Annotated in this window: 20 protein-coding genes; 10 read left to right on the top strand and 10 right to left on the bottom strand. The window is 33.2% G+C overall.

Annotated elements, in window-relative coordinates; translation table 11 throughout:
• Positions 1-66 precede the first annotated feature (66 nt).
• The 10 genes from BLP44_RS04675 (at position 67) to BLP44_RS04630 (ending at position 17878) form a co-directional block, all read left to right on the top strand.
• Complete coding sequence (locus BLP44_RS04675) at positions 67-1251, top strand: acetate/propionate family kinase (protein ID WP_091129922.1); 1185 nt, start codon at positions 67-69, stop codon at positions 1249-1251.
• 101 nt (positions 1252-1352) lie between these two features.
• Positions 1353-4097, top strand: coding sequence for a helix-turn-helix and ligand-binding sensor domain-containing protein (locus BLP44_RS04670; RefSeq protein WP_091131328.1), 2745 nt, complete (start codon positions 1353-1355; stop codon positions 4095-4097).
• Positions 4098-4341: 244 nt separating this feature from the next.
• Entirely contained in the window at positions 4342-7380 is a 3039-nt protein-coding gene (locus BLP44_RS04665) for a SusC/RagA family TonB-linked outer membrane protein (RefSeq protein WP_091129921.1), read from the top strand.
• Between the two features lie 4 nt (positions 7381-7384).
• On the top strand, positions 7385-8839 hold the full coding sequence (locus tag BLP44_RS04660) for a RagB/SusD family nutrient uptake outer membrane protein (RefSeq protein ID WP_091129918.1): 1455 nt from the start codon (positions 7385-7387) through the stop codon (positions 8837-8839).
• A 73-nt stretch (positions 8840-8912) separates the two neighbouring features.
• On the top strand, positions 8913-10289 hold the full coding sequence (locus tag BLP44_RS04655; RefSeq protein ID WP_091129915.1) for a glucoamylase family protein: 1377 nt from the start codon (positions 8913-8915) through the stop codon (positions 10287-10289).
• A gap of 6 nt (positions 10290-10295) precedes the next feature.
• The gene (locus BLP44_RS04650; RefSeq protein WP_091129910.1) at positions 10296-11009 is read left to right on the top strand and encodes a carboxylesterase family protein; all 714 of its coding nucleotides are present in this window, start codon (positions 10296-10298) and stop codon (positions 11007-11009) included.
• Between the two features lie 10 nt (positions 11010-11019).
• On the top strand, positions 11020-13320 hold the full coding sequence (bglX, locus tag BLP44_RS04645) for a beta-glucosidase BglX (protein ID WP_091129906.1): 2301 nt from the start codon (positions 11020-11022) through the stop codon (positions 13318-13320).
• A 90-nt stretch (positions 13321-13410) separates the two neighbouring features.
• Positions 13411-14184, top strand: a complete 774-nt coding sequence (locus BLP44_RS04640) for a glycerophosphodiester phosphodiesterase family protein (RefSeq protein ID WP_091129902.1) — start codon at positions 13411-13413, stop codon at positions 14182-14184.
• A gap of 30 nt (positions 14185-14214) precedes the next feature.
• Entirely contained in the window at positions 14215-16134 is a 1920-nt protein-coding gene (locus BLP44_RS04635; protein ID WP_091129899.1) for a discoidin domain-containing protein, read from the top strand.
• A gap of 352 nt (positions 16135-16486) precedes the next feature.
• Entirely contained in the window at positions 16487-17878 is a 1392-nt protein-coding gene (locus BLP44_RS04630; RefSeq protein ID WP_066035053.1) for a M20/M25/M40 family metallo-hydrolase, read from the top strand.
• Positions 17879-17948: 70 nt separating this feature from the next.
• Here BLP44_RS04630 and BLP44_RS04625 read toward each other — a convergent pair whose 3' ends face one another.
• The 10 genes from BLP44_RS04625 to BLP44_RS04575 form a co-directional block, all read right to left on the bottom strand.
• Complete coding sequence (locus BLP44_RS04625; RefSeq protein ID WP_008462965.1) at positions 17949-18254, bottom strand: hypothetical protein; 306 nt, start codon at positions 18252-18254, stop codon at positions 17949-17951.
• Between the two features lie 5 nt (positions 18255-18259).
• Positions 18260-18712 carry a hypothetical protein gene (locus BLP44_RS04620; RefSeq protein ID WP_091129896.1) on the bottom strand — a complete coding sequence of 151 codons (453 nt, stop codon included), beginning with the start codon at positions 18710-18712 and terminating at the stop codon, positions 18260-18262.
• An 86-nt stretch (positions 18713-18798) separates the two neighbouring features.
• Complete coding sequence (locus tag BLP44_RS04615; RefSeq protein WP_091129893.1) at positions 18799-19467, bottom strand: YiiX family permuted papain-like enzyme; 669 nt, start codon at positions 19465-19467, stop codon at positions 18799-18801.
• A 103-nt stretch (positions 19468-19570) separates the two neighbouring features.
• A complete protein-coding gene (locus tag BLP44_RS04610; protein WP_091129889.1) occupies positions 19571-20476 on the bottom strand; it encodes a hypothetical protein in 906 nt (301 codons plus the stop codon).
• An 18-nt stretch (positions 20477-20494) separates the two neighbouring features.
• Positions 20495-21313, bottom strand: coding sequence for a 3-deoxy-8-phosphooctulonate synthase (kdsA, locus tag BLP44_RS04605; RefSeq protein WP_008462969.1), 819 nt, complete (start codon positions 21311-21313; stop codon positions 20495-20497).
• A 596-nt stretch (positions 21314-21909) separates the two neighbouring features.
• Positions 21910-22356 carry a 2-dehydro-3-deoxyphosphooctonate aldolase gene (locus BLP44_RS04595; RefSeq protein ID WP_066035048.1) on the bottom strand — a complete coding sequence of 149 codons (447 nt, stop codon included), beginning with the start codon at positions 22354-22356 and terminating at the stop codon, positions 21910-21912.
• Between the two features lie 20 nt (positions 22357-22376).
• Complete coding sequence (locus BLP44_RS04590) at positions 22377-23063, bottom strand: lysoplasmalogenase (RefSeq protein ID WP_008462973.1); 687 nt, start codon at positions 23061-23063, stop codon at positions 22377-22379.
• An 8-nt stretch (positions 23064-23071) separates the two neighbouring features.
• The gene (locus BLP44_RS04585) at positions 23072-24343 is read right to left on the bottom strand and encodes a sterol desaturase family protein (RefSeq protein ID WP_091129885.1); all 1272 of its coding nucleotides are present in this window, start codon (positions 24341-24343) and stop codon (positions 23072-23074) included.
• Positions 24344-24452: 109 nt separating this feature from the next.
• Complete coding sequence (locus BLP44_RS04580; RefSeq protein ID WP_091129882.1) at positions 24453-25964, bottom strand: WG repeat-containing protein; 1512 nt, start codon at positions 25962-25964, stop codon at positions 24453-24455.
• 86 nt (positions 25965-26050) lie between these two features.
• Positions 26051-26326: an ATP-dependent Clp protease adaptor ClpS gene (locus BLP44_RS04575; protein ID WP_066035044.1), complete on the bottom strand. Its 276-nt coding sequence runs from the start codon at positions 26324-26326 to the stop codon at positions 26051-26053.
• Between the last annotated feature and the right edge of the window lie 23 nt (positions 26327-26349).

Below are 26349 nucleotides of genomic sequence, written 5' to 3'. Positions count from 1 at the left end.
TAAAAATTTCTGTTTTGGGAAAAAACTCAGAATCTTAGAAACTTAGCATCTTAGCAACTTAAAAAAATGAAAATACTAATTATAAATTCAGGAAGTTCTTCAATTAAATACCAATTAATGGTAATGCCAGAAAACGAAGTAATCTGTTCTGGAATGATTGACCGAATTGGTTTAGAAACTTCAAATATTACCTTAAAAACCGCAACAGCTTCACGTGAAGAAACACTTCCAATTCCGAATCATAAAGTAGGTTTGCAGAAAGTGGCCAATATGCTTTTAGATCCTGAAAAAGGAGTAATTAAATCAACTTCTGAAATTACTGCTGTCGGGCATCGTGTGGTGCATGGAGGAAGCGATTTTAGCGCTACAGTAAAAATTGATGATAAAGTAAAAGGAAAAATCAAGCAGCTTTTTGAATTGGCACCTTTGCACAATCCTGCCAATTTGGAAGGAATTAATGTAGCAGAAGAAATTTTCAGTTCGGCTGAACAAATAGCCGTTTTTGACACGGCTTTTCATCAGACAATGCCAGAAGTAGCTTATAAATATGCTATACCGAATTATCTCTTAACGGAAAACAAAGTGCGTGTTTATGGTTTTCATGGTACAAGCCACAAATATGTTTCTGAAAAAGCCATTAATTACTTAAAAGATAATTCTAAAATTATTACCATTCACTTAGGAAATGGTTGCAGTATGGCTGCGATTAAAGATGGAAAATGTATTGATACTTCAATGGGATTCTCGCCTTCAAACGGTTTAATTATGGGAACTCGCGCTGGAGATATCGATCAGTCTGTTGTTTTTTATATGATTAAAAATTTAGGATATACTCCAGACGAGGTAAATGCTGTTTTACTGAAACAAAGCGGTATGCTTGGACTGACGGGTTATAGCGACTTGCGTGATATTGAAGCTGAAGCGGAAAAAGGCAATAAAGATTGTATTTTGGCATTGCAAATGAATGCGTACAGAATTAGAAAAACAATCGGAGCTTATGCAGCAGCTTTAAACGGATTAAATGCCATTGTTTTTACAGCAGGAATCGGAGAGAATTCATCTTATATGCGTAATTTGATTTGTACCGATATGGATTATTTCGGAATTGAAATTGACACAGGAAAAAATGAGCTACGTTCAAAAGAATTAAGAGAAATCAATTCAGAAAAGTCTATTGTAAAAGTTTTGGTTGTCCCTACTGATGAGGAATACGAAATTGCAAATCAGGTTTATCAATTACTTGAAAATTAGAAAGTTTTATTTTAAACTTAATTTTAGGCTCCTTTTTGGAGCCTTTTTTATGCTTTCAGTTTAAGTTTTTGTCAGTATCTTTGAATTTAAAAACGAATATCTTGAAATCGATACTTTTTAAATCAGTTTTCTTCTTTTTCATCGCTTTACAGCTTCAAGCACAAGAATTACTTCCCTTTGTCGAAAATTACAGCAAATCAGATTATCAGGGAGATAATCAGATCTGGAATGTAGCACAAGGCAATGACAATTCAATGTATTTTGCCAACAATCACTATTTGCTTCGTTATGACGGGGTAAAATGGGAAAAATATACGCTTCCGAACAAAACCATCATTCGATCTATTTTGATTGAAGGAGATAAAATTTATTCTGGCTCTTATAAAGAATTTGGCTATTGGTATAGAAAAGATGGGACGATGCATTATGTTTCGATTACCAAAAATCTCAGATTATTTGATGAAAAGGACAATGAAGAAATCTGGAAAATATTTAGGTTTAAGGGCTCTCTTTATTTTCAATCTTTTAATGATGTTTTTATTTACAACGGAAAAACAATTAAGAAAATTAAGTTTCCTTTTCTTATTTCGTATTGTTTTGGAGTAGATGAAAATTTATATGTAGCCTCAGTCAGAGATGGGATTTTTAAAATGAATGGCAAACACATTGCCAATCCAAAAGGTTGGAACGTTTTAAAAAATACGGTTGTTCATGCCATTGAAAAATTTCAAAACAAGACTTATATCTTCACACAGAAAAAAGGCGTTTTCATTGTAGAAAGAAATGGATTAAAAAGCTGGGAACATCCGATAAATGAAACTTTAAAATCGGCAACAATCAATGTGGCAAAATTTGTCAAAAATGACAAGCTGATCGTGGGAACTGGAAATCGTGGGATTTTTATTTTAGATTTAAAAAACAACTCTTATAAAAATATTGAACGCGATAATGTTCTCATGAATAATTCGGTTTTAAGTTTAGGTTTGGATAAAGAAAATGATCTCTGGGTTGGTTTAGATAATGGAATTGCCCATGTTGAGGTTAATTCTCCAATTTCTTTCTTCTACGACAATTCGGGTCTCTTAGGCTCTGTTTATGCTGTGGCTGCAATTAATAAAGGTTATTTAATTGCTTCTAATCACGGTATTTTTGAATACAGCGCTGGAAAATTTAACATGATGCCAAATACACAAGGGCAAGGTTGGAATATTTCTCTAATTGACGGAAAATATATTATTGGCCATAATGATGGTACTTTTTCATATGAAAATAACACTCTAACGAAAATAAATGGCGTAAGTGGAGGATGGAATTTGTCTAAAAGCAGTATTAATAATACTTATTTTCAATCCACTTACAGTGGTATTTTGGTTTATGATGATCCGTCAAACATGTCCCATTATAAAATTATAAAAGATTTGGCAAAGCCGATCAAATATGTGGCTCAAAATAAAAAGAATGAAATTTGGGCGGCCGATAATTATCGTGGTTTGTATCGTGTTTTGCTAGATGATAATTATAATACGCTTAAAGTTGAAAATGTCACGCAGCAAAGCAAAATCCAGAATGATTTTGGAATTAAGATTTTTGAGTTTAGAAAAGAAATACTTTTTCTAATTAATAATTCTTGGTATACCTACAATTCGATATCCAATAAATTGGAAGAAAATAGTTTGTTTAATACAAATTTCAGAAATGTAACAGATGTCGTTTCTATAGATGAAGATCATTTTATGGTTCTGCAAAATGGAATCTTATATCATATTTATGCTGAAGGAAACAAATTTGTCTGGAATATTATTCAGGAGAAATATTATAAAGGAAAATTGATTAATGAAAATCTAAGAATTTTCAAGAAAGACAATTATTATTTATTTAATCTGGATGACGGATTTATTTCTCTTAAACTCGAATACGAAAACAAGCAGAATTCGGAAGTTAAAATTGAAGCATTTAGCGAAAATGCTTTAATTCCAGACGATGAGAAAATAAAATTTAATACTGAATTAAAGATCAATGTTATTTCTGGAATTTATGGAGCAAGCAAGCCAAATTTATTTTACAAGCTAGATAAAGAAAAAGATTTCATTCCAATTTCAGATGGATTGATTGTTTTGAATAATTTAAGCAGTGGATATCATACTGTAGAAATATTCAAACATGATGGAGCTACTTATGAAACAGTTTCATCATATAAATTTAAAGTGGCAGAACCATGGTATTTTTCATTCTGGATGATTCTACTGTATTTTCTTGTAATCGGAGCAGTCTTGTTTTTCTATTATAAATGGAATAAGCTCCGCTATATGCAAAAATTAAAATTGCAGGCTGAAGAATTAAAACATCAGAGAGAAATTCTTGAAATGGAATTGAAAAAAGAAAACGAACTCAACATTCAAGAATACGAAAAGCATATTTTAGAATTAGAATTGCAAGCAAAATCTTCAGAAGTTGCAGGCAAATCATTATCGATTGCCAAACAAACTGAAATGATTGATAAAATCCAAGGTATTTTAGAAACCGAGAAAGATTTTGGTAAGCTTAAAAATGAAATTAGAAAAGCGATTAAGATTAATGAAGTAAATAAACACGAATGGGAAACATTTGAAACTAATTTGAATCAAATCCATAATGAGTTTATTATAAATCTATCCAAAAAATACCCACAATTAACTCCAAAGGACATAAAACTATGCGTTTATCTTAAAATGAATCTTTCGTCGAAGGAAATTGCTCCTATGATGAATATCTCTTTTAGAGGTGTAGAACTGCATAGATATCGTCTTAGAAAGAAGCTAAACCTCACGCAAGACGAAAACCTGTCAAAGTTTTTATTAAGTCTGTAAGATTTGATTTTATTTTTTACAGAATTTATATTTTTCGATATCATTTTTTATATAATTACGATACATCATTACTACATCATAATGATATGTTAAGGAATTTTTGTTAACATTTATTGGTTTGATAATCAGTATAATAATATAAATTTTTAACACAATGATGTAGCTATGTTGTAGTGGTATTTGATGTACTACAACGTTGTAATTGCTTAATTTGGCTCTACTAACTTAAACGATTACGTACTGTATGAAAAATTTTATTTTTAGCTTTTTAGCTCTCTTGCTGCTACCTACATATATGATGGGGCAAGCACAAGCAATTAAAGGAAAAGTAGTAGACAGTAGTGGAATGGGAGTTCCGGGAGCAATTATTACTGCTTCAGAATCTAGAACTACTGCTGATGCTGACTTCGATGGTAATTTTACCATTAACGCGAAAGTTGGAGAAACCTTAAAAATCTCTATGCTTGGTTTCGATTCGGTTTCTATTCCGGCAGCTGTTGGTGATATGAAGATCACATTAAAAGAGGCTGGCGATACAGCCTTAAAAGAAGTGGTAGTTATTGGTTACGGAACCAGAAAGAAAATTGACAACACTTCTGCTGTTGCTTCATTAAAAGCTGAGGATGTTACTAAAACAAAAGTTTTAAATGCTTCTCAAGCTATTCAAGGTAAAGCCGCGGGTGTTCAAGTAACTTCTTCAGATGCTCCAGGAAGCACACCTTCTGTAGTTATTAGAGGTTTAGGTACTGCTCTTGGAGGTAGAAATCCTTTATACATTGTTGATGGTATGCCAACAGAAAACATCAATAATATTAATACAAATGATATTACTTCTTATGAGATCTTAAAAGATGCTTCTGCATTGGCTATTTATGGAACAAGAGCAGCAAACGGAGTTATCATTATTACTACTAAAAAAGGTAAAGGAGATAAGGTATCTGTAGAAGTTGAAAGTTTTGCAGGTGTTAGAACACCACTTAAAAAAGTAAAAATGGCAAATGGAGACCAGTATGCTGCTTACTCAAATGCTGCATTAGGAACAAACACATTTGCAGCAAATCAGCCTGTTAACACAAACTGGTTAGACGAAATTACAAGAACAGGATCTTATACTCAAAATAACGTTTCGGTTTCAGGAGCTTCAGAAAATATTAAATATTTCTTTAGTGCTGGAAATTATGAAGAAAAAGCAATTTTAAATGGTCTTGATTACTCACGTACTACATTCAGAAACAATAATGAGTTTAAATTGTCTAAGAAAGTTACGTTAAATCAAAATTTAAGTTTTACATCATCTAAATCTGCTCCAAAACCTTTAGGAGCTTTTACAAATGCATACAAACAATCGCCAATAGTCCCAGTACGTTTTGCTGACGGTCAATATGGTGTGTCTCGTGTAGATGCTAATGGTGTAGCAGGTTCTGTAGGTTCATCATTTAATAACGTAGGGAATCCAGTTGCTCAACTAGATTTCTATGATGAGCAACAAAGAAGTGTTACTCTACAAGGAGGATTAAAACTAGACTGGGAAATTATTGATGGTTTAAAATTCACTTCTCAATTTAATGGTGAATATTATAATTGGAAACAATATAATTTTGAAGATAAGCAAGGTATCTGGATGGCTGCTAACCCTAATACAACAGCAGCAGACTATGTGGCTACTCACGCATCGGACCCAGTAAACTTATTGACAAGAGGTAGAGAAGAATACTTTAATTGGAATCTATCTAACTACTTTACTTATAATAAAGTTTTTGCAAACATTCACGATGTTGAGTTAACCGCAGGTATTGAGGCTTCTGTAAAAGGACCTAGAGAAACTTTGACAATTGCTAGAAAAAATGTAAGCGAAAATTCTAACTATTGGTCTTTATATAATACTAAAGACGCAAAAGGGGTAGATTACGTAGCTGATATTACTAGTTTATATGATATAAAATACAACGAAAGCAGATTAGCTTCATACTTTGGAAGGGTTCAGTATAAATTAATGGACAAATATTTATTTACTGGAACAATTAGACGTGACGGTTCTTCAAACTTTGCTAAAGATTACCGTTGGGGTACTTTCCCATCTTTTGGTATTGGTTGGGTTATGACTAAAGAAAGTTTCTTATCTGATATTAAAGGTGTTGATTTAATTAAATTGAGAGGTAGCTGGGGTAAACTAGGAAATCAAAATGTTCCTCTAAACACTCAAGCCTATGCTTCTGGACTTAATGCTTATTTAGGAGGTTCGCTTTTATATCAAGGAACAACAATTAACTCTCAAATTGATCCAAGCTTATCTTGGGAGGTTACAGAAGAAGCTTCTGCAGGTGTCGATTTTGAATTTCTAAACAACAGATTAAAAGGTTCTTTTGATGTGTATGATAAAAATACAAACAATGTTATTTTAAACACGAAGCCATACACGACATCTGGTATGACAATTTCAACTCCAGCACACGTAGGGGAGGTTTCTAATAAAGGTTTTGAGGTTGCTTTACGTTGGGATGATAAGATTAATGATAACTTAAGCTATTGGGTTGGCGGAAACTTCTCTCATAATACAAACAAACTTGCAAGTTTAAAAGATTTTGATATTTCACCTTTAATTGGTGGTAATTTAGGTAACGGTCAGGACACTAAAATATTGAATAAAACATCAGTTGGCCAGCCTTTAGGAAGTTTCTACTTATATGAGTATGCCGGTATCGATCCAACAAATGGTAAAATGCTTTACTATAATGCAGCGGGCGATAAAGTGACTCAAAACTTACTTGATGCAAATAAAGATAAAAAATATGTTGGTTCTATTTTACCTAAAAACAATTATGGGGTTACCTTAGGATTAAACTACAAAAACATTGATTTTTCTGTTGATGGTTATGGTACTGGTGGTGCTAAAGTTTATAATGGTAAAAAAGCACAACGTTTTACAGGTGAAAACATTGAGGCATCTTTAACTAATAACTATTGGACACCAACTAATACTACAGCAGCAAATCCTAAGCCGTTTAATGAAGTGCCAGTTGCTTCAACATACTATATGGAATCAGGGGATTTCTTTAGAATTAACAATATCACTTTAGGATATAAACTTCCTTTAACTGAAACAAGTTTTATCAATTATTGCAGACTTTATGTTAATGCAATTAACCCATTCATTACTCAAAAATTCTCTGGTTTCTCTCCAGAATTGAACGGTAATGGTGATCCATACGGAACGCAAGGAATTGAGCTTGATGCCTATCCTACTTTAAGATCTTTCGTTATTGGTGCTAATTTAAAATTTTAATATTATGAAAAAGATATATATATCAATGTTTGCATTGTCAGCATTGTTCTTTACAGGATGTGCAGATGATTTTTTAGACGTTGCTCCAACACAATCTATACCAACATCAGATGTTGAGCTTTATAATACAGATAGTGGTGCAAAGACATTTGTAACTTCAATTTATGCTAAATTCTTAGATTGGGATATGAGCTCATTTGGTTGGATTGGTTTAGCAAGTATTACGTCTGATGATGCAGACAAAGGGTCTTCTCCTGGTGATACTGGAACTGATAAAGATGTTTTAGATGCATTAACATATAATGCTTCGAATCCATCTGCAGAAAGTACTTTTATTGCTCAGTATGACGGTATCAATAGATGTAATCAAGCTTTAAATATGATTCCTAAATTGGATAAGGCAGATCCTGCATTAAGAGAAAGATTAATGGGAGAGGCAAAGTTTTTAAGAGCTTTCATGTACTTTACTCTTGTAAAATGTTACGGAGGTGTTCCAATAGTTGATCGTTTACAAAGCCCAACATCAGAAGAAGATAAAAAGATGTTGCTAACTCGTAAACCAGTAGCTGAAGTTTACGCTTTTATTGAAAAAGATTTGCAAGAAGCAATTGCAGTACTACCAAATAGAAGTGCTTATGCAGCAGATGAAAAAGCAAGAGCTTCAAAAGGTGCAGCTTATGCTTTATTAGCAAAAGTAAGTTTATATCAAAAGAAATGGCAACAGGTAGTTGATAACTGTAATCAAATTACAGGCTACGCACTTAACCCAAGCTACGCTAAAATGTTCAGATTAGAAGGCGAAAATGACATTGAGTCAATTTTTGAAATAAACGGAAATGGTGCTGTACCTACTAAAGGAATTGCTGGATACTCTAACACACAAGGTGCACGTGGTGCCGGTGGATGGGGATGGGGATTCAATGTTCCATCACAAAGCTTATTAAATGCATATGAGCCTGGAGATGTTAGAAAAGATGCTACAATTATCTTTAGAAATTCAACATTATACGATGGAAGAGTTGTTCCTGAAACGGTAGAAAATCCTATGTATAATTTCAAAGCATATTCTTCTGCATACACTGATGCATGGGAAACAGATGCAAATATCAAATATTTAAGATATGGTGAAGTGCTTTTAATGAAAGCTGAGGCATTGAATGAATTAGGACAAACTTCTGAAGCAATTGGTTTATTAAACCAAATTAGACACAGAGCAGGATTAGGAGATACTCCAGCAACTTCTCAAACAGCAGTTAGAAGTGCAATTTGGAAAGAAAGAAGAGTTGAGCTTGCTTTTGAATTTGACAGATTCTTTGATTTAGTTAGAACTGGTCAGGCAGAAAGTGCTTTTGCTGCAGATGGAAAAGTATTTACAGTAGGTAAAAATGAATTATTTCCTATTCCGGCATCATTCATTTTACAAGCAGATGGATTATCAGCTCAAAACCCTGGTTATTAATCAAAAATCTCAGATATCACTTCCTTCAGATTCCTGAAGGAAGTGATTATTTATACAATCTTAAATTTTTATAATGGTTAGAATTTCAGTTTTATTTTTAGCATTTACTTTTTTTAGTTGTGGATCAAATGCTGAGAAGTCAAAAGAAAATGTACAGGAAAATACTTCTGGCGTTACTGCATTAACAGATGAGCAGCTTTTGGATGCTGTTCAAAAACAAACATTTAAATATTTCTGGGATTATGCAGAACCAAATTCTGGATTAGCCAGAGAACGTTATCATCCAGATGGAGTTTATCCTGAAAACGATTCTAATATCGTAACAACAGGAGGTTCAGGTTTCGGATTAATGGCACTTGTTTCTGGAATGTCACAAGGTTATATTACAAAAGAGCAAGGAGTAGAGAGACTGAATAAAATTGCAGATTTTTTAGGCAAAGCAGATCGTTTTCACGGAGCATGGTCTCATTGGATTGACGGAAATACAGGAAAAGTAAAACCTTTTGGAACCAAGGATAATGGAGGCGATTTGGTCGAAACCTCATTTTTGGTTGCAGGAATGATTACTGTTCGTGAATATCTTAAAGATGGTTCTGAAAAAGAAAAAGCGGTAGCTCAAAAATACGATGCACTTTGGAAAGGTGTTGATTGGCAATGGTACACCAATCAAAAAAATGTCTTATATTGGCACTGGTCACCAAACTATGCTTGGCAGATGGATTTCCCACTACAAGGATATAATGAATGCCTTATTACATACGTAATGGCAGCATCTTCGCCAACTCATACTATCGATGCGAAAGCATATCATGAAGGATGGGCGAGAAGCGGTGGCATAGTTTCTTCAAAAACAAAATACAATATCCCACTTATTTTAAAGCACAATGGTGCAGAAGAATTTGGCGGTCCATTATTTTGGGCTCATTATTCTTATGTAGGTTTAGATCCAAATCAATTAAGCGATAAATATGCTAATTATTGGGATTTAAATGTAAATCAGACCAAAATCAATTATCAATATTGTATAGAAAACCCAAATAAAAATGCAGGTTATGGTCCAGAATATTGGGGATTAACAGCTTCTTATTCTAGAAATCCTGATGGTTCTATCGGATACAATGCGCATATGCCAAGCAATGATCAAGGTGTGATTTCGCCAACAGCTGCAATCAGTTCAATAGTTTATACGCCAAAAGAATCTATGGCTTTGATCAGAAATTTATATGAAAATCATAAAGATGAAACTTGGGGCGATGCCGGTTTTTATGATGCTTTAAGCTTAGGAAATAAATGGGTAGCAAAACGCTATTTAGCTATTGATCAGGGTCCGGAAGTTGTAATGATAGAAAATTACAGAACAGGATTGCTGTGGAAATTGTTTATGAATGCACCGGAAGTAAAACAAGGTTTAACAAAACTTGGATTTAAATCTGGTAAATACGGAATTTAAGGTTCTATGAAAAATAAATTGGCATTTGTATTTCTATTGTTTTCCATAGTTGTTTTGGGACAAAACGAAACAACTGGAAAAATTAATACAGTTATAATGTCTAAATATGATTTGAGGTATATACTCCATAAACCTGCTAATATTAAGGAAAAAAAGCCATTAATAGTTTTTATTTCTGGCGACGGAGAAAAAGGAACCGATCTTGAAAAAGTAAAAATTCATGGCCCTTTAAAATATCTGAAAACGCATGAGTTAGACGCTTATGTTTTGGCTCCGCAGTGTAAAGAAGATGAAAATTGGGATATAGAATCGATTTATCAGCTGATTGTAAAAATTCAGAAAGAGAATAAAATTGATTCAGACAGAATTTATGTTACTGGTTTGAGCTCAGGAGGTTGGGCTTCTTGGAATTTGGCTTTTGCACATCCAGATCTATTTGCCGCAAATGTACCTGTCGCTGGCTTTGTAGATTTGATTCAGTTAGAAAAAGCATGTGAAATAGCCAATATTCCAACCAGAATTTACCACGGATTATTAGATGATGTGGTCGATGTTAATTATGCCATCACGATTTACAAAGAATTGAAAAAGTGTAATGCTAAAGACGTGAAGCTGACCATTTTTGATGATGCAAATCATGACAGCTGGACAAGAGTTTATGATAATGCAGCAATCTACGACTGGATGTTACAGCAGAAGAAAACAAATACAAACAAATAAATAGAATAGAATGAAAAACAAATTAGTCTTACTTTTTTTAGGGTGCGCGGTTTTGGGTTATGCTCAAAAAAAGCCTGCTAAAAATACAGTGAAAATTAAACCAAAGTCTGAATTTGTGGCGGAATTAATGTCAAAAATGACTTTAGACGAGAAATTGGGTCAGTTAAACTTGCCAACATCTGGTGATATTACCACAGGGCAGGCAAACAGCTCAAATGTGGCAAAAAATATTGCTGAAGGAAAAGTGGGCGGTTTGTTTAACATTAAATCAGTTCAAAAAATTAAAGAAGTACAGAAAATTGCGGTTGAGAAAAGCCGTTTGAAAATTCCGTTGCTTTTTGGTATGGACGTAATTCACGGTTACGAAACAACATTCCCAATTCCGCTTGGATTGTCTTGTACTTGGGATATGAATCTTATCGAAAGAAGTGCTCAAATTGCTGCCAAAGAAGCTAGTGCAGATGGAATTAACTGGACGTTTTCTCCAATGGTTGACATTTCTCGTGATCCAAGATGGGGAAGAGTTTCTGAAGGTTCAGGAGAAGATCCGTACTTAGGAAGCCAGATTGCAAAAGCGATGGTAAACGGTTACCAACAGGGTGATCTTTCTAAAAATAATTCAATTTTAGCTTGCGTTAAACATTTCGCATTATACGGGGCTCCAGAAGCGGGACGTGATTACAACACAGTAGATATGAGCCACATTAGAATGTTCAACGATTATTTTCCTCCGTACAAAGCAGCAGTTGATGCTGGTGTAGGTTCTGTAATGGCTTCTTTCAACGAAGTTGACGGAATTCCTGCAACTGGAAACAAATGGTTAATGACAGATGTTTTAAGAAAACAGTGGGGTTTCAAAGGGTTTGTAGTAACAGACTTTACAGGTATTCCTGAAATGATCGAACACGGAATGGGAAATCTTCAAGATGTCTCTGCATTAGCTATGAATGCTGGTGTTGAAATGGATATGGTTGGTGAAGGTTTCTTAGGGACTTTGAAAAAATCTTTAGATGAAGGAAAAGTAAAAATTGAAACGATCGATAATGCTGTAAAATTGATTTTAGAAGCAAAATACGATTTAGGATTATTCCAAGATCCATATAAATACTGTGATGAGAAAAGAGCTAAAACTGAAATTTTCACTACAGACAGCAGAAAAGAAGCACGTGATATTGCAGCTCAATCTTTAGTATTATTAAAAAACCAAAATCAGTTGTTGCCACTTAAAAAATCTGGAACTATTGGTTTAATCGGACCATTGGCAGATGCTAAAGAAAACATGCCAGGAACTTGGAGTGTGGCTACAAAAATGGAAAATGCTGTTTCATTATTGAGAGGTATTAAGGAAGTTGCTGGAGCTGGAACTAAAGTTTTATATGCTAAAGGAAGCAACTTAGATTATGATGAAACTTTTGAAACGAACGCAACAATGTTCGGTAAAACATTACACCGTGATGCTCGTACAAAAGAAGAATTATTAGCAGAAGCTTTAAAAGTTGCTGAACAATCTGATGTAATTGTAGCAGCCTTAGGTGAATCTGCTGAAATGAGCGGAGAATCAAGCAGCCGTACAAACTTAGAAATTCCACAAGCGCAAAAAGATTTATTAAACGCTTTATTAAAAACAGGAAAACCAGTTGTTTTAGTTTTATTTGACGGGCGTCCGTTAGTAATTACTGACGAAGAGAAAACAGTTCCTGCCATTTTAAATGCTTGGTTTGCTGGTACGGAAGCAGGTTATGCTATTGCTGATGTATTATTTGGAGATGTAAATCCTTCTGGAAAATTAACTTCAACTTTTCCAAGAAGCGTTGGTCAATTGCCAATTTACTACGCTCACAAAAATACAGGAAGACCACTTTCTAATACAGAAGGAAAATTTGAGAAATTCAGATCAAATTATATTGACGAAAGAAACGAGCCTTTATTCCCATTCGGATTTGGTTTAAGTTACACCACTTTTGATTATTCAAACTTGAAAATTTCTTCTGATAAAATGAATCCATCAGGAAAATTGAAAGTAACGGTTGATGTAACAAACACTGGAAATTTTGACGGAAAAGAAACGGTTCAATTATACATTAGAGATTTAGTTGGTTCAGTAACAAGACCGGTTAGAGAGCTAAAAGGTTTCCAGAAAATAGCACTTAAAAAAGGTGAAAAACAAACAGTAAGTTTTGATATTACTGTTGAAGATTTAAAATTCTATAACTCTGATTTACAATTCGTAGCAGAGCCTGGGCAGTTTGATATTTTCGTTGGAGGAAATTCAAATGCCGATAAGAAAGTTAGTTTTGAGTTAACTAAATAGTTGGTTTATTTGATTAGTGAAAAGCCCTTCGTTTGGAGGGCTTTTTTTCTAAATCTCAAGACCATTTTGTAATTTTTTAACTACGATTATATGAAAACTTTTAAAATATTTAGTGCCGTTTGTCTTATGGCTTTTTCGTATAGCTATGCACAAAAAAATGCAATAGTAGCGCATCGCGGAGCTTGGAAAAAGAATAATCTGCCAGAAAATTCAATTGCATCGTTAAGACATGCAATAGATTTAAAATTACCTGGCTCAGAGTTTGATGTTTGGAGAACAGCAGATGATTCGCTTGTCATCAATCATGATGCGCATTATAACAAAATGCTTATTGAAGAAACGAATTATGCAGATTTAATAAAATTTAAACTTTCAAACGGAGAGAAACTCCCAACCCTTCATGAATACATTTCAGAAGGAATGCGAAATAATAAACACACTCTTTTGGTTTGCGAAATAAAACCTTCAGAAATCAGTAAGGAAAGAGGACAAAAAACGGGTGTAGCAGCAGTCGAAACCATTAAAAAATTAAAAGCCGATAAAAACACCTGCTACATCAGTTTTGATTATGATATTCTAAAGAAAATCAGAGAAATAGATTCTAAAACTTCTCTGCAATATTTAGAAGGAAATAAATCGCCAAAAGAAGTTAAATTAGATAAAATTAACGGTGTAGATTATCATTATTCAGTTTTCCAAAAACACCCAGAATGGATTCAAGAAGCCAAAGACAATAAGGTGATCCTAAATGCTTGGACTGTTAATGATGCGAAAGACATGGATTGGATTATTGCACACAAATTCAATTACATTACCACAAACGAACCCGAACTTTTAAAGGAAAGAAAAGAGGCTAAAAAATAATCTCTTTTTAGCTTAACTAAAAATCTAACCATGAGAAAAATATATAAAAAACTTACGTCTGTTGTACTGTTTTCGATGCTTTTCGGAAGCAGTCTTTTGGCGCAGAATTCTGGTAAAACAGAATGGTTTGATCCGAACAGACCTGCGACAACCTATTGTAATCCAATAAATATCGGATACAATTTTACGACTCATAATCACAATGGAATTCCAGAATCGCGCCGTTCTAGTGCCGATCCCGTAATTATTACTTATAAAGGAGAATATTACTTATTTGCGACCAATCAAGCAGGTTTCTTTTGGAGTAAAGACATGTCAGACTGGAACTTTGTTTACGGAAGTTTCCAAAGACAGCCAGGCGACGACGACCAATGCGCTCCTGCAGCTTGGGTTGTAAATGACACTTTATTTTATGTGGGTTCAACTTGGAAAAGAGATCACCCAATTTGGAAAACTGCAGATCCAAAATCAGGAAGATGGACACGTCATGTAGATAAAGCAATGTTGCCAACTTGGGATCCTGCCATTTTTCAAGATGATGATAAAAAAGTGTACATGTATTATGGATCAAGTGGAAAATTACCACTTGTAGGTGTAGAGGTTGATTATAAAACCTGGCTTCCAAAAGGAAATCAGGCTGATTATGCCACATTGTACAAAGCGACAGAGGTAGAGGATATTCAAAAACCTTACGGGCAAATTAAAGAAGTTGCTATTTTAGATCCTTCAGCCCACGGATGGGAGCGTTTTGGACCAAATAACGATATGGAGCCAGCGCCTTGGGGAAATTTTATCGAAGGAGCTTGGATGACGAAACATAACGGAAAATATTACATGCAATATGGTGCGCCAGCAACAGAGTTTAAAGGTTATGCAAATGGTGTTCATGTGGGAGATAATCCGTTAGGTCCATTTACGTATCAAAAACATAATCCAATGTCTTATAAACCAGGTGGATTTGTAATTGGTGCAGGACACGGAAATACTTTTGCCGATAATTATGGAAATTATTGGAATACAGGAACCTGTAAAATTTCTATTAAAGACCGTTTTGAACGCCGTATCGATATGTTTCCAGCAGGATTCGACAAAGATGATGTAATGTATTCTATTACAGCTTACGGAGATTTTCCGATTGTGTTGCCAACTAGTCAGCGTGATCAAACAAAAGGCGCTTCTTCTGGATGGATGTTACTTTCTTATAAAAAGCCTGTGACAGTTTCTTCTTCTGAGGAATGTATGGAAGTAGAAACGCATAGAATGGATCATGGCGGTAAAAAAGTGTATGAGAAATTCTGTTACGGACCTGAAAATCTTACAGATGAAAATATTCAGACCTATTGGTCTGCAAAGACAAGCGACCCAGGAGAATGGCTTCAAATGGATTTAGGAAGACAAATGGAAATAAATGCATTGCAGATTAATTATGCAGACCATAAAGCGACGCAGTTTAATAAGGCCATGGATATTTATTATCAGTATAAAATATTTATGTCTGATGATGCCCAAAATTGGACATTAGTAGTTGATAAATCTAAAAATGACAAAGATGCTCCACACGATTATGTAGAATTGACAAAGCCGTTTAAAGCACGTTATATTAAAATGGAAAATATCCACAACGCTTCTGGTTTATTTGCAATTTCAGATTTCAGAGTTTTCGGAAATGGATTGGCAGCAAAACCAAAATCTGTTACTTCTTTTAAAGTCGACAGAAACAAAGCTGATTCTAGAAACGCAATGATTTCTTGGAAAAAACAGACAGATGCTATTGGTTACAACATTTATTACGGAATCGCTCCTGATAAATTGTATAACAGTATTATGGTTTATGGCGATAATACATACGATTTTAGAGGTTTGGATAAAGGCACGAAATATTATTTTACGATCGAGCCTTTTAATGAAAATGGTATTGGCACAAAAAATAAGATTATTGAAGTAAAATAATCTAATCCATTTTGTGGAAATTATTTTAACAAATAGAAGCATAGTTTAGGAATCTACAAAAGGCTTTTCACTTAGAATAAAAACACAAAGAGCTTGTGTTAAAGCGTGCTTTTCTTTTTTCTTAAACAAAAGCAAAAAAGTCTATGTTCCTATGTGTTTAAATTTTTATTTCACTGATTTAAAACAATCTTTATTTATAGAATATATAAAAGCTCCGATTGCAAATTGAAGAATTTGTAATTGGAGTTTTTTTTTGAGAAAAGGTTGAGAAAAAAGCTTCAGAAATGTCAATAATTTTGTTCCTTTGCGAATATACCGCTGGTATACTAAACTCCAAATTACTACAGAAACTATGAAAAAAACGATTCTTTTAACTGCTTTAGTTTTAAACGGATTGACATCTTTTGCACAGACAAATGATGAAAAAAACATCAAATTATTTTACAAAAAAGCCTTAACCGAGTCAAAATGCTACACTTGGCTAGAATATTTGTCAAATGACATCGGCGCTCGTTTGTCTGGTTCTAAAGGTGCAGAACAAGCAGTTGAGTACACGAAAAGGCAGTTAGAAAGCTTAGGGCTTGATAAGGTATATTTGCAAGAAGTTATGGTGCCTCATTGGGTGCGTGGCGAGAAAGAAACAGCTTATATTCTTGACGGAAAAGTAAAAACCAATGTGCCAATTTGCGCATTAGGAGGTTCGGTAGCAACACCAAAAACAGGTCTTACTGCTGAAATAATCGAAGTTCAAGGAATTAAAGAATTAGCTGAATTAGGGGCAGATAAAGTAAAAGGGAAAATTGTTTTCTATAACAGACCAATGAATCCTGAAAACATTGAAACGTTTACTTCTTACGGAGCTTGTGTTGACCAAAGATATGCAGGGGCAAAAGAAGCGGCAAAACTAGGAGCAGTTGGAACAATTGTTCGTTCTATGAATTTACGTCTGGACGATTTTCCTCATACAGGAGCTCAAAGTTATGGTGATTTGCCAAAATCACAATATATTCCAACAGCGGCAATCAGTACAAATGGAGCTGAATTGTTGAGTAAATCATTAAAAGCAAATCCAGCTTTGAAATTTTATTTCAAGCAATCTTGCGAGACTTTGCCAGATGCATTGTCTTATAATGTAATTGGTGAATTGACAGGAAGCGTGACTCCAGAAAACATTATGGTTGTTGGAGGACACTTAGATTCTTGGGATTTAGCCGACGGTTCTCACGATGATGGAGCAGGAGTAGTGCAAAGTATGGAGGTGATCCGTATTTTGAAAAACTTAAATTACAAACCTAAAAATACAATCCGTGTGGTATTGTTTATGAATGAAGAGAACGGTGGAAAAGGTGGCGCTAAATACGAAGAAGTTTCAAAACAAAACAAAGAGAACCATATTTTTGCCTTAGAAAGCGATTCAGGAGGATTTTCTCCAAGAGGATTTTCAATTGAAGCTGATGATGCTAATTTGAAAAAGATACAAGGTTATAAAGATCTTTTTGAGCCATATTTGGTTCACAGTTTTACAATTGGGCACGCAGGTTCAGATATTAATCATTTGACTTCTCCAGCTATTGTAAAAGCAGGTCTAAAACCAGATTCTCAACGTTATTTTGATTATCACCACGCAGCAAATGATACTTTTGATGCCATCAATAAAAGAGAATTAGAGCTTGGTGCTGCCACAATGACTACATTAATGTATTTATTAGACCAAAACGGAATTGAAACTAAGAAAGCAAATTAAGATTCAAAATAAAAAAATCAAAGCCATAAGTTTTTTACTTGTGGCTTTTTTTATGAATACGTTTTTTAAATCAAGATCTCATTACAACCAGATAATACAAAAATGTGATTGGAATGTTAGAAAGCAACAATAAGATTTTAAAACCAATGTCTTTTCGCTGTTGAGGTAAATGAATAAACTTTTCTGCTAAGTGAAAAAACATAATCAAATTGACTACAATGGCAGCTAAAGCAAAAGGCCAAGCAATTACTAAAATATTCGGATTTTCATTCGAAATAATATAAAGCATAAACAATATCGTACTGATTGTAAATGTGCCAACCGCCAATTCTATAGATTGTTTTTCTTGAAAAGGTTTGTTGTGTATTGTTTTCATGATTTTTAAATATTAAAAGTTTGCTGAATAGTTTGAATAGGAATAAAAAGCATTTTTGAAAAATCGAGATAATAAAATGCATTTGCTTTTTTTCCTCTTTTAAATTGCTGAATGAAATACTTCATACGTTTCGGGTAAAAAATTGTTCCAGTAGTTATAACCATAAATAAATACAAGCTTTTCTTTCCATTTCCGAGCAGATAATACTGCATGCCAATTTCTTCATAAACCGAAACTCCAGTATTGGTCAGAACATGAATAATGTCGTGATCTTCTAGTTTTTCTTGAATATCAAAATGATTCTTGTAGAGAAAATTTCCTAAACCGAATCCTAAACTTTCTTCTGGATAGTTCATTAATAAAGTTTTATCAATATTCCAAGGTTCATTCTTTTTAAAATATTTTTGATATGGCCTTTTGGAACATTCGTACAGTTTCTCAATCAGATAATCTCTCATGGGTTAGTTTTTAAAAGTTCTTTGAATTTCAAAGTTAATTTGCAAATAAAAAAGCTAGAATGACTAAGAACTAGCTTTTTAAAATATTAATAAGTGTCTACTACTGTTTTCAATATATTAGAATCGGCTAAGTCAGAAGGAGCAACGACTTTTTCTTCTAAAGGAATATCATTGCCGTAACGCTCTTTTAATATTTTCTGAACTCTCGGATCCTGTAAATTAAAATCTTTCAATTCTCTAAGTTTAGACAATTCTATTCCTGCAGCATTTTTATAGATTTTCCACATCAATTCAGAACAATATATTCTATTATCTGTCCATTCAAAATAAGCATCATATTCTTTACCGTCAAGCTGTTGGCTATAATCTTTCATTTTCTGTAAAACCTGTGGGCTCAAAACGCGATCGTCTTTTAGCCTTTTTACCACATATTTGCTGTCTTTTCCGTGTTTAATCCAATCTTCTAGAGTAGTAAGTTTTACTGGCTGAACAGCTTCAAAAACAAACCATTTTCCATTAATATCGTAAATAATTCCACAATGAGAGAATTTAGAATTGGTTGCAATTCGAACCGCTTCGCATTGTTTAGACTCAGATGTCTGAAAAATAAGATCCCCATCCTTAAACTTGCTTACAGTGGTTTTTTCTTCTTTGTTTCCTGTAAAAGGATTGTTTGGAAAAACTTTTATAGCCACAATTAATGCGCATGTAAAACTCAAAAAGAAAGTAATGATTGGTAATAAATATTTTTTCATTTTAAAGTAAATTTTAAAGTACTTTGAATTACAAAGTAAATAATAAAAAAAATAGCTGCCAAATAAAATGACAGCTATTTTTACAAATATTTTTTATGCAATATTAGACTCTAAAGATACCTCCAACAGCAATAATACGCTGGAAGAAGAAGAAGTCTTGAGAAGCTTTGTCAGCACTGCTTGTTGTAGTTCTGATATCATGCATGTTGATATAACCTCCTTTTAACTCTCCCTGAATATAGAAGTGTTTGAAAAAAGTAACGTTGATACCAGCTTTTGCAGAAACACCGTAACCAGAAACATGAAAATCATCATGACGTTCTTTACCTAAAAGAGTAGTATTAGTTTTTGGGTACAAAAGACCAGCTCCCAATCCTTCAGTTAAGTTAATCTGAACTTTGTCAATGTTTGGTAATCTAAACCATTTAGAAACATCATCAAATCTGGCAACTTCGGTATTAATGTAGTTTAAACCATCTGTATGTTCGTACATTAAAAACGCTGGGCCGTTTGCATTTATTTCACCATTGCCATAACCACCTTCTTTAGCTCCTCCCTGAGACATATCGACAGGAGTATTGTTGTAATTGCCATTGTAAATTGATGCGGGATCGTCTGCAGGTAAATTGATGTTTCCAGTAACATTTGCAATTTGATTCTGTGCCATTACATATTTCATATGGTCAACGCCAATTGTAACGCTGTAATGATCACTAAAAAAATAACCAAATCTCAAATTAGTTTGAGGAATAGTCATATTAGCAGGATTGATATAATCAACATGCCATCCTTTTGGTTTGTCATGAGCTTTCATGTTATCAACCGTAAAGTTGTAATCCTTACCTCTAAAGTTTACATCAGAATTCGAGTAACTTTCTCTATTACCACCCCACATCACAAAGAATTTTCCTTTGTTGTGTGCGGCGTACTTTTGTACAGGTATTTCTTCCTGAGCAAATGTGTTTAAAGAAACACAAGCCAGTAAGAAAAATAAAAATTTTGTTTTCAAAGAACTTAAGTATTATAATTAAAATGCGTTAACTGTTTTTCTGATCGCAACTAACTTGTTCATTAAACCTTCAAAATAGTCTAAATGAAGCATATTAGCGCCATCACTTTTTGCGTTTGCTGGATCAAAATGCGTTTCGATAAAGATACCATCAACACCAACTGCAATACCTGCTTTGGCAACGGTTTCAATCATGTCTGGTCTTCCGCCTGTAACACCAGCAGTTTGATTTGGCTGTTGTAAAGAATGCGTTACGTCTAAAACCGTAGAAGCATATTGCTGCATAGTAGGGATTCCTCTAAAATCAACAATCATGTCTTGGTATCCAAACATAGTACCACGGTCTGTAACCATAACATTTTCATTATTGCAGTCTAAAACTTTCTGAACAGCATGTTTCATGCTTTCCGGGCTCATAAATTGCCCTTTTTTCAAGTTTACTGTTTTTCCAGTGTTGGCAGCAGCCACAACAAGATCGGTCTGGCGAACTAGGAAAGCTGGAATCTGTAATACATCTACATATTGAGCAGCCTTGTCAGCATCTTCATTTGTATGGATATCTGTTACTGTTGGCACATGAAAAGTTTCAGAAACTTTTCTTAAGATTTTTAATGCTTTTTCGTCACCAATTCCAGAAAAACTGTCAATTCTAGAACGGTTTGCTTTTTTAAAAGATCCTTTAAATACATAAGGAATCTGTAAATTGTCGGTAATACCAACTAATTTTTCAGCAATTCTAAGAGCCATTTCTTCTCCTTCAATAGCGCAAGGTCCCGCCAATAAAAAGAAATTCCCGCTTTCAGTATGCTTAATTTGTGGAATATGTTGTAAGTTCATAAAATTATTTTTTTGCACTGCAAAGGTAGTTATGATTTATGAATAGCAGATGAAGATTTAAGATTATTTTAAGAACTCTAATAACTGGCTAGGAGCTTAGTAGAAGTAACGAATTTCTAAAATTTCTTTTAAATGATTAAATGCTTTTTCCGAGGCAATATTAAAGCATGAAATAAAACTAATAGATGATATTTGTCATGTTTTAAAGTTTTGCAGCGAATGCTGTTTTTAAACCTAACTACTTTGTCTTTTTGATCTATTTTCTATCCTTCTTTTAATCAAAAATTGAATCACAATAATCAAAATAAGAATAAAAAGTAAAAAGAAAGAAGCCATAACAATACCTAAAAGAGGCATTCCGCATCTGATTGGGTTTGGATATTGTTCGTATCGTTTTGAAAAATTATAATTGACAATGTAATAAGAAATAAAAGCAAGCAAAATATAAGAGATAAAACTAATCCAAGATGCCGAACTAAATTTAATTGAAGCAGGCTTATAGATTGTTTTAGTTCCTAATATTAATTGAAATAAAATAGGAAGAAGGAGTAATATAAAAGGAAGCAATTCAAGCATATCTTGAGAATTGGTTATATTTATTTTAACCTCAATCCAACCGGAACCATCAAAATCCCTTTTTCATAAATATTTAAATAAAGCTTAACAGGCTTTTTTTGCCCGTCCCATTTCAATTCATAAACATTCAAAAATCCAGCACCCATATTGCTTCGCTTAGTAGGGAATGGGCAGCAGGTTTCTAATCTGGAATACGTTATTTTTTCACCATTCGGACCAGCCAAAGCATTTAAAAAACGAGTTTCGTTTAACGCTTCATTGTTGGTGTTCTGGAAAAATATATTGATTGGATAATCAGGGTCGTAACCGTATTTTTTGTCTTTAGCAAATTGCGTTATGGAAAAGGTATTATCTTTCTTTAAAATTAAATCAGGCGCATTGTCATCTACATTTTTTAAAGTTGATTTTGTACTTATGCAAGAAGAAGCACTGATTAATAAAACGATTAAAATAGCTATTTTTTTCATGATTCTGGTTATTGAGAAAGTTAAACTATCTGTTCTACTTTTTTTGGATTTAGTTTTAAAACACCAACTACAATCAGATATTGTGCCAGAAGATAAGTTAGCATAATAAAAAAGGAACTTTTCGGTATTGGAGCATAAAACTTATTTACAGCCAGAATACTATCTGAAATAACAAAGAAAACAGCTCCAAGAAAAACGAGTTTATTTCCAGGTTTTTCCCAGACCAAAAATCCGTTGAAAGCAAATAAAAGCATAATCGAAATTACTGAAGCGTAAATAGAAACAGGAATTTCAAGACTGCCTAAATGAGGCATTAGAACAGAAATTATTCCTATTAGATAAAATGCAATTAAGATACTTCCAAATATAAAAAGAGGTTTATTCTGTTTTTTTCTATTTCTTTTCTGTTTATTAAAAAGTATGCAATAGATGATGTGAGCTGTGAGAAAACAAACTAAGCCTAAGATAAAGTAAATCTCGCCAAGGTCTGTAAAAAGCAAAATGACGTCTCCAAGCCAAGAAAGTGTAAGTGCTGCCAATAAAATGTTCTGGCTAGGAAATTTTCTGTAAAAATAGACTCCAAATCCGATAATTGGTATTAGAATGGGTTTCAGAAAGAGATCAAAACGCTCGTGACCAGTAAGGAGAATAATCAGGTACGCCAAACTAAATGCCGCATAAATTTTAAAAAAGGAAGAATTTCTCATAATAGGGGTTATGAATTGATATATTGGTTTTGGTTGGTTTTAAAATCAAAATTAACAAAATAAAATGTCGTTAAAAAAGATAAGATCAGGTAGGTAAAAATAATATAATTACTGCTTGGAAGGACACGATTTAGACCAAACCAGTCTCCATAATAGCTAATAATACAAATTACAATTCCCAATCGAAAGCCTTCCCACAAAAGGGCATATTTATTTTTATCCATTAACTCTGTGTAGCTATATATGGTTAGGAAAATAAAAAAGCCATAAACAAAAATATTAGGCAGACCGATTTTGGCAATATTATCAAACAGATAGCTTACAAAAAGCAATGTTATTAAAACTTGTGTAACAGACCAATATATTAGTTTTTGAGAGTTTTGCGTACCATATTTTTCAAAATTAAAAACATTTTCAATTTTGTTTACAGGATATTTTTCTTCAAAATTTTCAGGACGCCAGCCAGTTGGCTTAAACCAAATAGTCAATTTGTCTTTCCATTTTGGAGCTCGCCAGGCATCTTTTATCAATAAAGTCAAATGCTGAAAATTTATTTTAATTGGATTCCATGTATTGGCAGGTCTTGTGATGCCGAAAACAGGAGGTACGTCGTCTAATTCTTCTTGGAAAGTGCCAAAAAGCTTGTCCCAAAAAATAAAAATCTGAGAATGGTTTTTGTCTAAATATTCTGGATTAATGGCATGATGCACACGATGATGCGAAGGCGTTACCAAAATATGCTCAATAAATCCCATTTTCTTAATGTGTTTGGTATGATACCAAAACTGTAAAAATAAATGAATGGGAAGTGTAATAGCTATCACAGAAGCAGGAACTCCCAATAAAGCTGCCGGAATCAATAAAAAGGTAAACAGGTTTACTAGACTCGCAATGGGCTGGCGAAGCGCGCAGGCAAGATTAAATTCTTCACTGCTATGGTGTATGGCATGTTTGTTCCAAAGAAAATTAATCTGGTGCGCCAGACGATGACTCCAATAACCATAAAAATCAATTACAAAAAAAGCAATACAGTAGGAGAGAACATTGGCTTCTAAATGCTGTAACGCTATTTTAGAAACCAGCCATTCATAAGAAAGAAAAGTAACGCTCAGTCCCAGAACATCTTTAACCGAATTGGTAATGCCCGAACTTATGCTTGATACACTATCTATTAATGGAGCAGTATCGTTCTTTTTATAAATGCCATAAATTTTTTCAATAACAATTAAGGCTAAAAAAATCGGCATTGCAATAATCAATATCTTTCCGTATTCTTCCATAACAAATGCATTCTATTTCGTTCAAATATATAATAAAAACGAATGCATTTTGAGTTATTGGCAATTAAACCGCTATGAATATATTTTTTATTCAAAAGCCCACTGCAAATTATTGAGGTTCAAAAGGATATTTTATTGAATAGAATTTGGATGTTTTTGGGTTCTTAATATTAAATCGAACCACTTCTTTTATAATTTGAAACGAGTCATATTTTAATTCCAATTGTGTTTCATTATCAGAGTTTACAATGCCATATTTATTGTTTTTCTTTACAACAAATTCTCCTGTTCCGTAAATCTCTGTAACCGCATCATATTCTGCTGGCATTGCAATTTTGTTCTTATTGCTGTAAACTCCAAATTTATTTTTGTCTTTAAAAATCTGATAATTGCTCTTTGAAAATCCTCTAAAGTACTGATTGCTTTTTACAAACTCATCCACGAAGATTTCGGTTTCAGTATAATTATTGTTTTCAATAGTCAGAAGATATTTCTTTGAATTTTTTACAGCAAAAATTTTGTTTTGAGCAGCGCTATAAAAATCATACTCTTCTGGAATTATATTTTCACCTTTGGCAGAAAATAATCCGCCTTTATTCTCAGCATTAGTTGTGATATAGTGCTTAGAAAACGGATCAATGTATTTATACGATATAGGAATGATTTCCTTTTCTAAATATGGATTTATAACACCTTGCAAATTGCCTTTACTAGCAAAATAATGATTTTTGAACGAAATGCTATCTTTAGAAAAAACACCATAAACGTTATCATAAATCAAGGGTTTTAAAACAGCATCTTTTTGATTGATTATTCCTTCCTTGCCGTTGTTTTTTACAATATAAATAGAATTTGAAGGTGAAATTTCATCGTATTTACAATCAATTTCATACTGCCCATTTGAATTTATGATTCCTTTTTTCTTCGTTAAGGTATTAAGAATAAGGAAAGAATTTTGGGAAAGAATCCTTTCGAAGCGATGATTTTTAATAGTATTTAAAACAATATTTCCTAAAGTATCAATTATCAAAGTATTTTTGTTTTGAAGCATTACAATAGATCTCTTATGCTGAAAATACTCAATATCAAATGCCTGAAATTTGGTAATCTGTTTTCCTTCTGCATCAAACAAATCAATACTGTTGTTATTCTGGACAAATGAAATGCCATTGCTGCCCATTATATTATCATATTTAATTGGCAATATGATTTTGTTATCTAGGTTAATAACGCCATATTTATTATTTTTTGAAACTCTAACCAGATTTTTTCCTAAATAGAAAACATCTTCATACTCAAACGGAATTTTGATATTGCCTTTTAAATCTATGAATCCTCTTTTGTAGTTTTTATTAATTATAATTCCCGCTTCAAATATATTTTTGAGGTCTTTTTGGTTATGGATGTATTTATAATTGGGTTTTAGAATCACATTCCCGAGCGAATCAATTAATCCCATTTTTTCATTAAAAGTCCTGAATACAGCATAATTGTTTTCAAAACCATAAACATATTCGTAAGTCTTATTTTCCATTAATTGTTTACGAAGCGTTTCAAATTTCGATTGGCCTTTCGTTATAAAAGAGAATAATAGAATTAGTAAAAGAAGGATATTTCTCATGATTTAAAGTTAATACAAATAAAAACGCATTCTCTTCAATTCTAGTATAGAATAAAAAAAGAATGCGTTTAAAATTATCAGATCAATTAAACAATTTCGGCGCTAAGACCAGCTTCCAAAAGTTGTGTGCATTGAGGTTTAAGTTTTTCTATCGGGCCTGTTTTTACAGTGCATTTTCCGTTATAATGTACAATCAAAGAGCATTGCTCGGCTTGTTCAGCTGTGTGGTCGCAAACACGCATAAGAGTATCAATTACGTGATCAAAAGTGTTTACATCATCATTGTATACAATGATCTCGTTATTAAAACCAATGGCTTCTTTTTCGCGAACTCTTTCTCTTACTTTTTCTTTAGTACTCATGTTGTTATAGTTTTTGTACTGAA

The organism is Flavobacterium anhuiense (assembly GCF_900101855.1).
GTDB classification, from domain to species: Bacteria; Bacteroidota; Bacteroidia; order Flavobacteriales; family Flavobacteriaceae; genus Flavobacterium; species Flavobacterium anhuiense.
The sequence above is the reverse complement of the archived record's forward strand: the minus strand, read 5'-3'. Positions and strand labels throughout refer to the sequence as shown.

Bases quoted from the DNA above. Each gene is read 5' to 3' on its own strand.
- BLP44_RS04675 (WP_091129922.1), top strand. From the start codon at position 67: ATGAAAATACTAATTATAAATTCAGGAAGTTCTTCAATTAAATACCAA.
- BLP44_RS04665 (WP_091129921.1), top strand. From the start codon at position 4,342: ATGAAAAATTTTATTTTTAGCTTTTTAGCTCTCTTGCTGCTACCTACA.
- BLP44_RS04660 (WP_091129918.1), top strand. From the start codon at position 7,385: ATGAAAAAGATATATATATCAATGTTTGCATTGTCAGCATTGTTCTTT.
- BLP44_RS04655 (WP_091129915.1), top strand. From the start codon at position 8,913: ATGGTTAGAATTTCAGTTTTATTTTTAGCATTTACTTTTTTTAGTTGT.
- BLP44_RS04650 (WP_091129910.1), top strand. From the start codon at position 10,296: ATGAAAAATAAATTGGCATTTGTATTTCTATTGTTTTCCATAGTTGTT.
- bglX (WP_091129906.1), top strand. From the start codon at position 11,020: ATGAAAAACAAATTAGTCTTACTTTTTTTAGGGTGCGCGGTTTTGGGT.
- BLP44_RS04640 (WP_091129902.1), top strand. From the start codon at position 13,411: ATGAAAACTTTTAAAATATTTAGTGCCGTTTGTCTTATGGCTTTTTCG.
- BLP44_RS04635 (WP_091129899.1), top strand. From the start codon at position 14,215: ATGAGAAAAATATATAAAAAACTTACGTCTGTTGTACTGTTTTCGATG.
- BLP44_RS04630 (WP_066035053.1), top strand. From the start codon at position 16,487: ATGAAAAAAACGATTCTTTTAACTGCTTTAGTTTTAAACGGATTGACA.
- BLP44_RS04625 (WP_008462965.1), bottom strand. From the start codon at position 18,254: ATGAAAACAATACACAACAAACCTTTTCAAGAAAAACAATCTATAGAA.
- BLP44_RS04620 (WP_091129896.1), bottom strand. From the start codon at position 18,712: ATGAGAGATTATCTGATTGAGAAACTGTACGAATGTTCCAAAAGGCCA.
- BLP44_RS04615 (WP_091129893.1), bottom strand. From the start codon at position 19,467: ATGAAAAAATATTTATTACCAATCATTACTTTCTTTTTGAGTTTTACA.
- kdsA (WP_008462969.1), bottom strand. From the start codon at position 21,313: ATGAACTTACAACATATTCCACAAATTAAGCATACTGAAAGCGGGAAT.
- BLP44_RS04595 (WP_066035048.1), bottom strand. From the start codon at position 22,356: ATGAAAAAAATAGCTATTTTAATCGTTTTATTAATCAGTGCTTCTTCT.
- BLP44_RS04590 (WP_008462973.1), bottom strand. From the start codon at position 23,063: ATGAGAAATTCTTCCTTTTTTAAAATTTATGCGGCATTTAGTTTGGCG.
- BLP44_RS04585 (WP_091129885.1), bottom strand. From the start codon at position 24,343: ATGGAAGAATACGGAAAGATATTGATTATTGCAATGCCGATTTTTTTA.
- BLP44_RS04580 (WP_091129882.1), bottom strand. From the start codon at position 25,964: ATGAGAAATATCCTTCTTTTACTAATTCTATTATTCTCTTTTATAACG.
- BLP44_RS04575 (WP_066035044.1), bottom strand. From the start codon at position 26,326: ATGAGTACTAAAGAAAAAGTAAGAGAAAGAGTTCGCGAAAAAGAAGCC.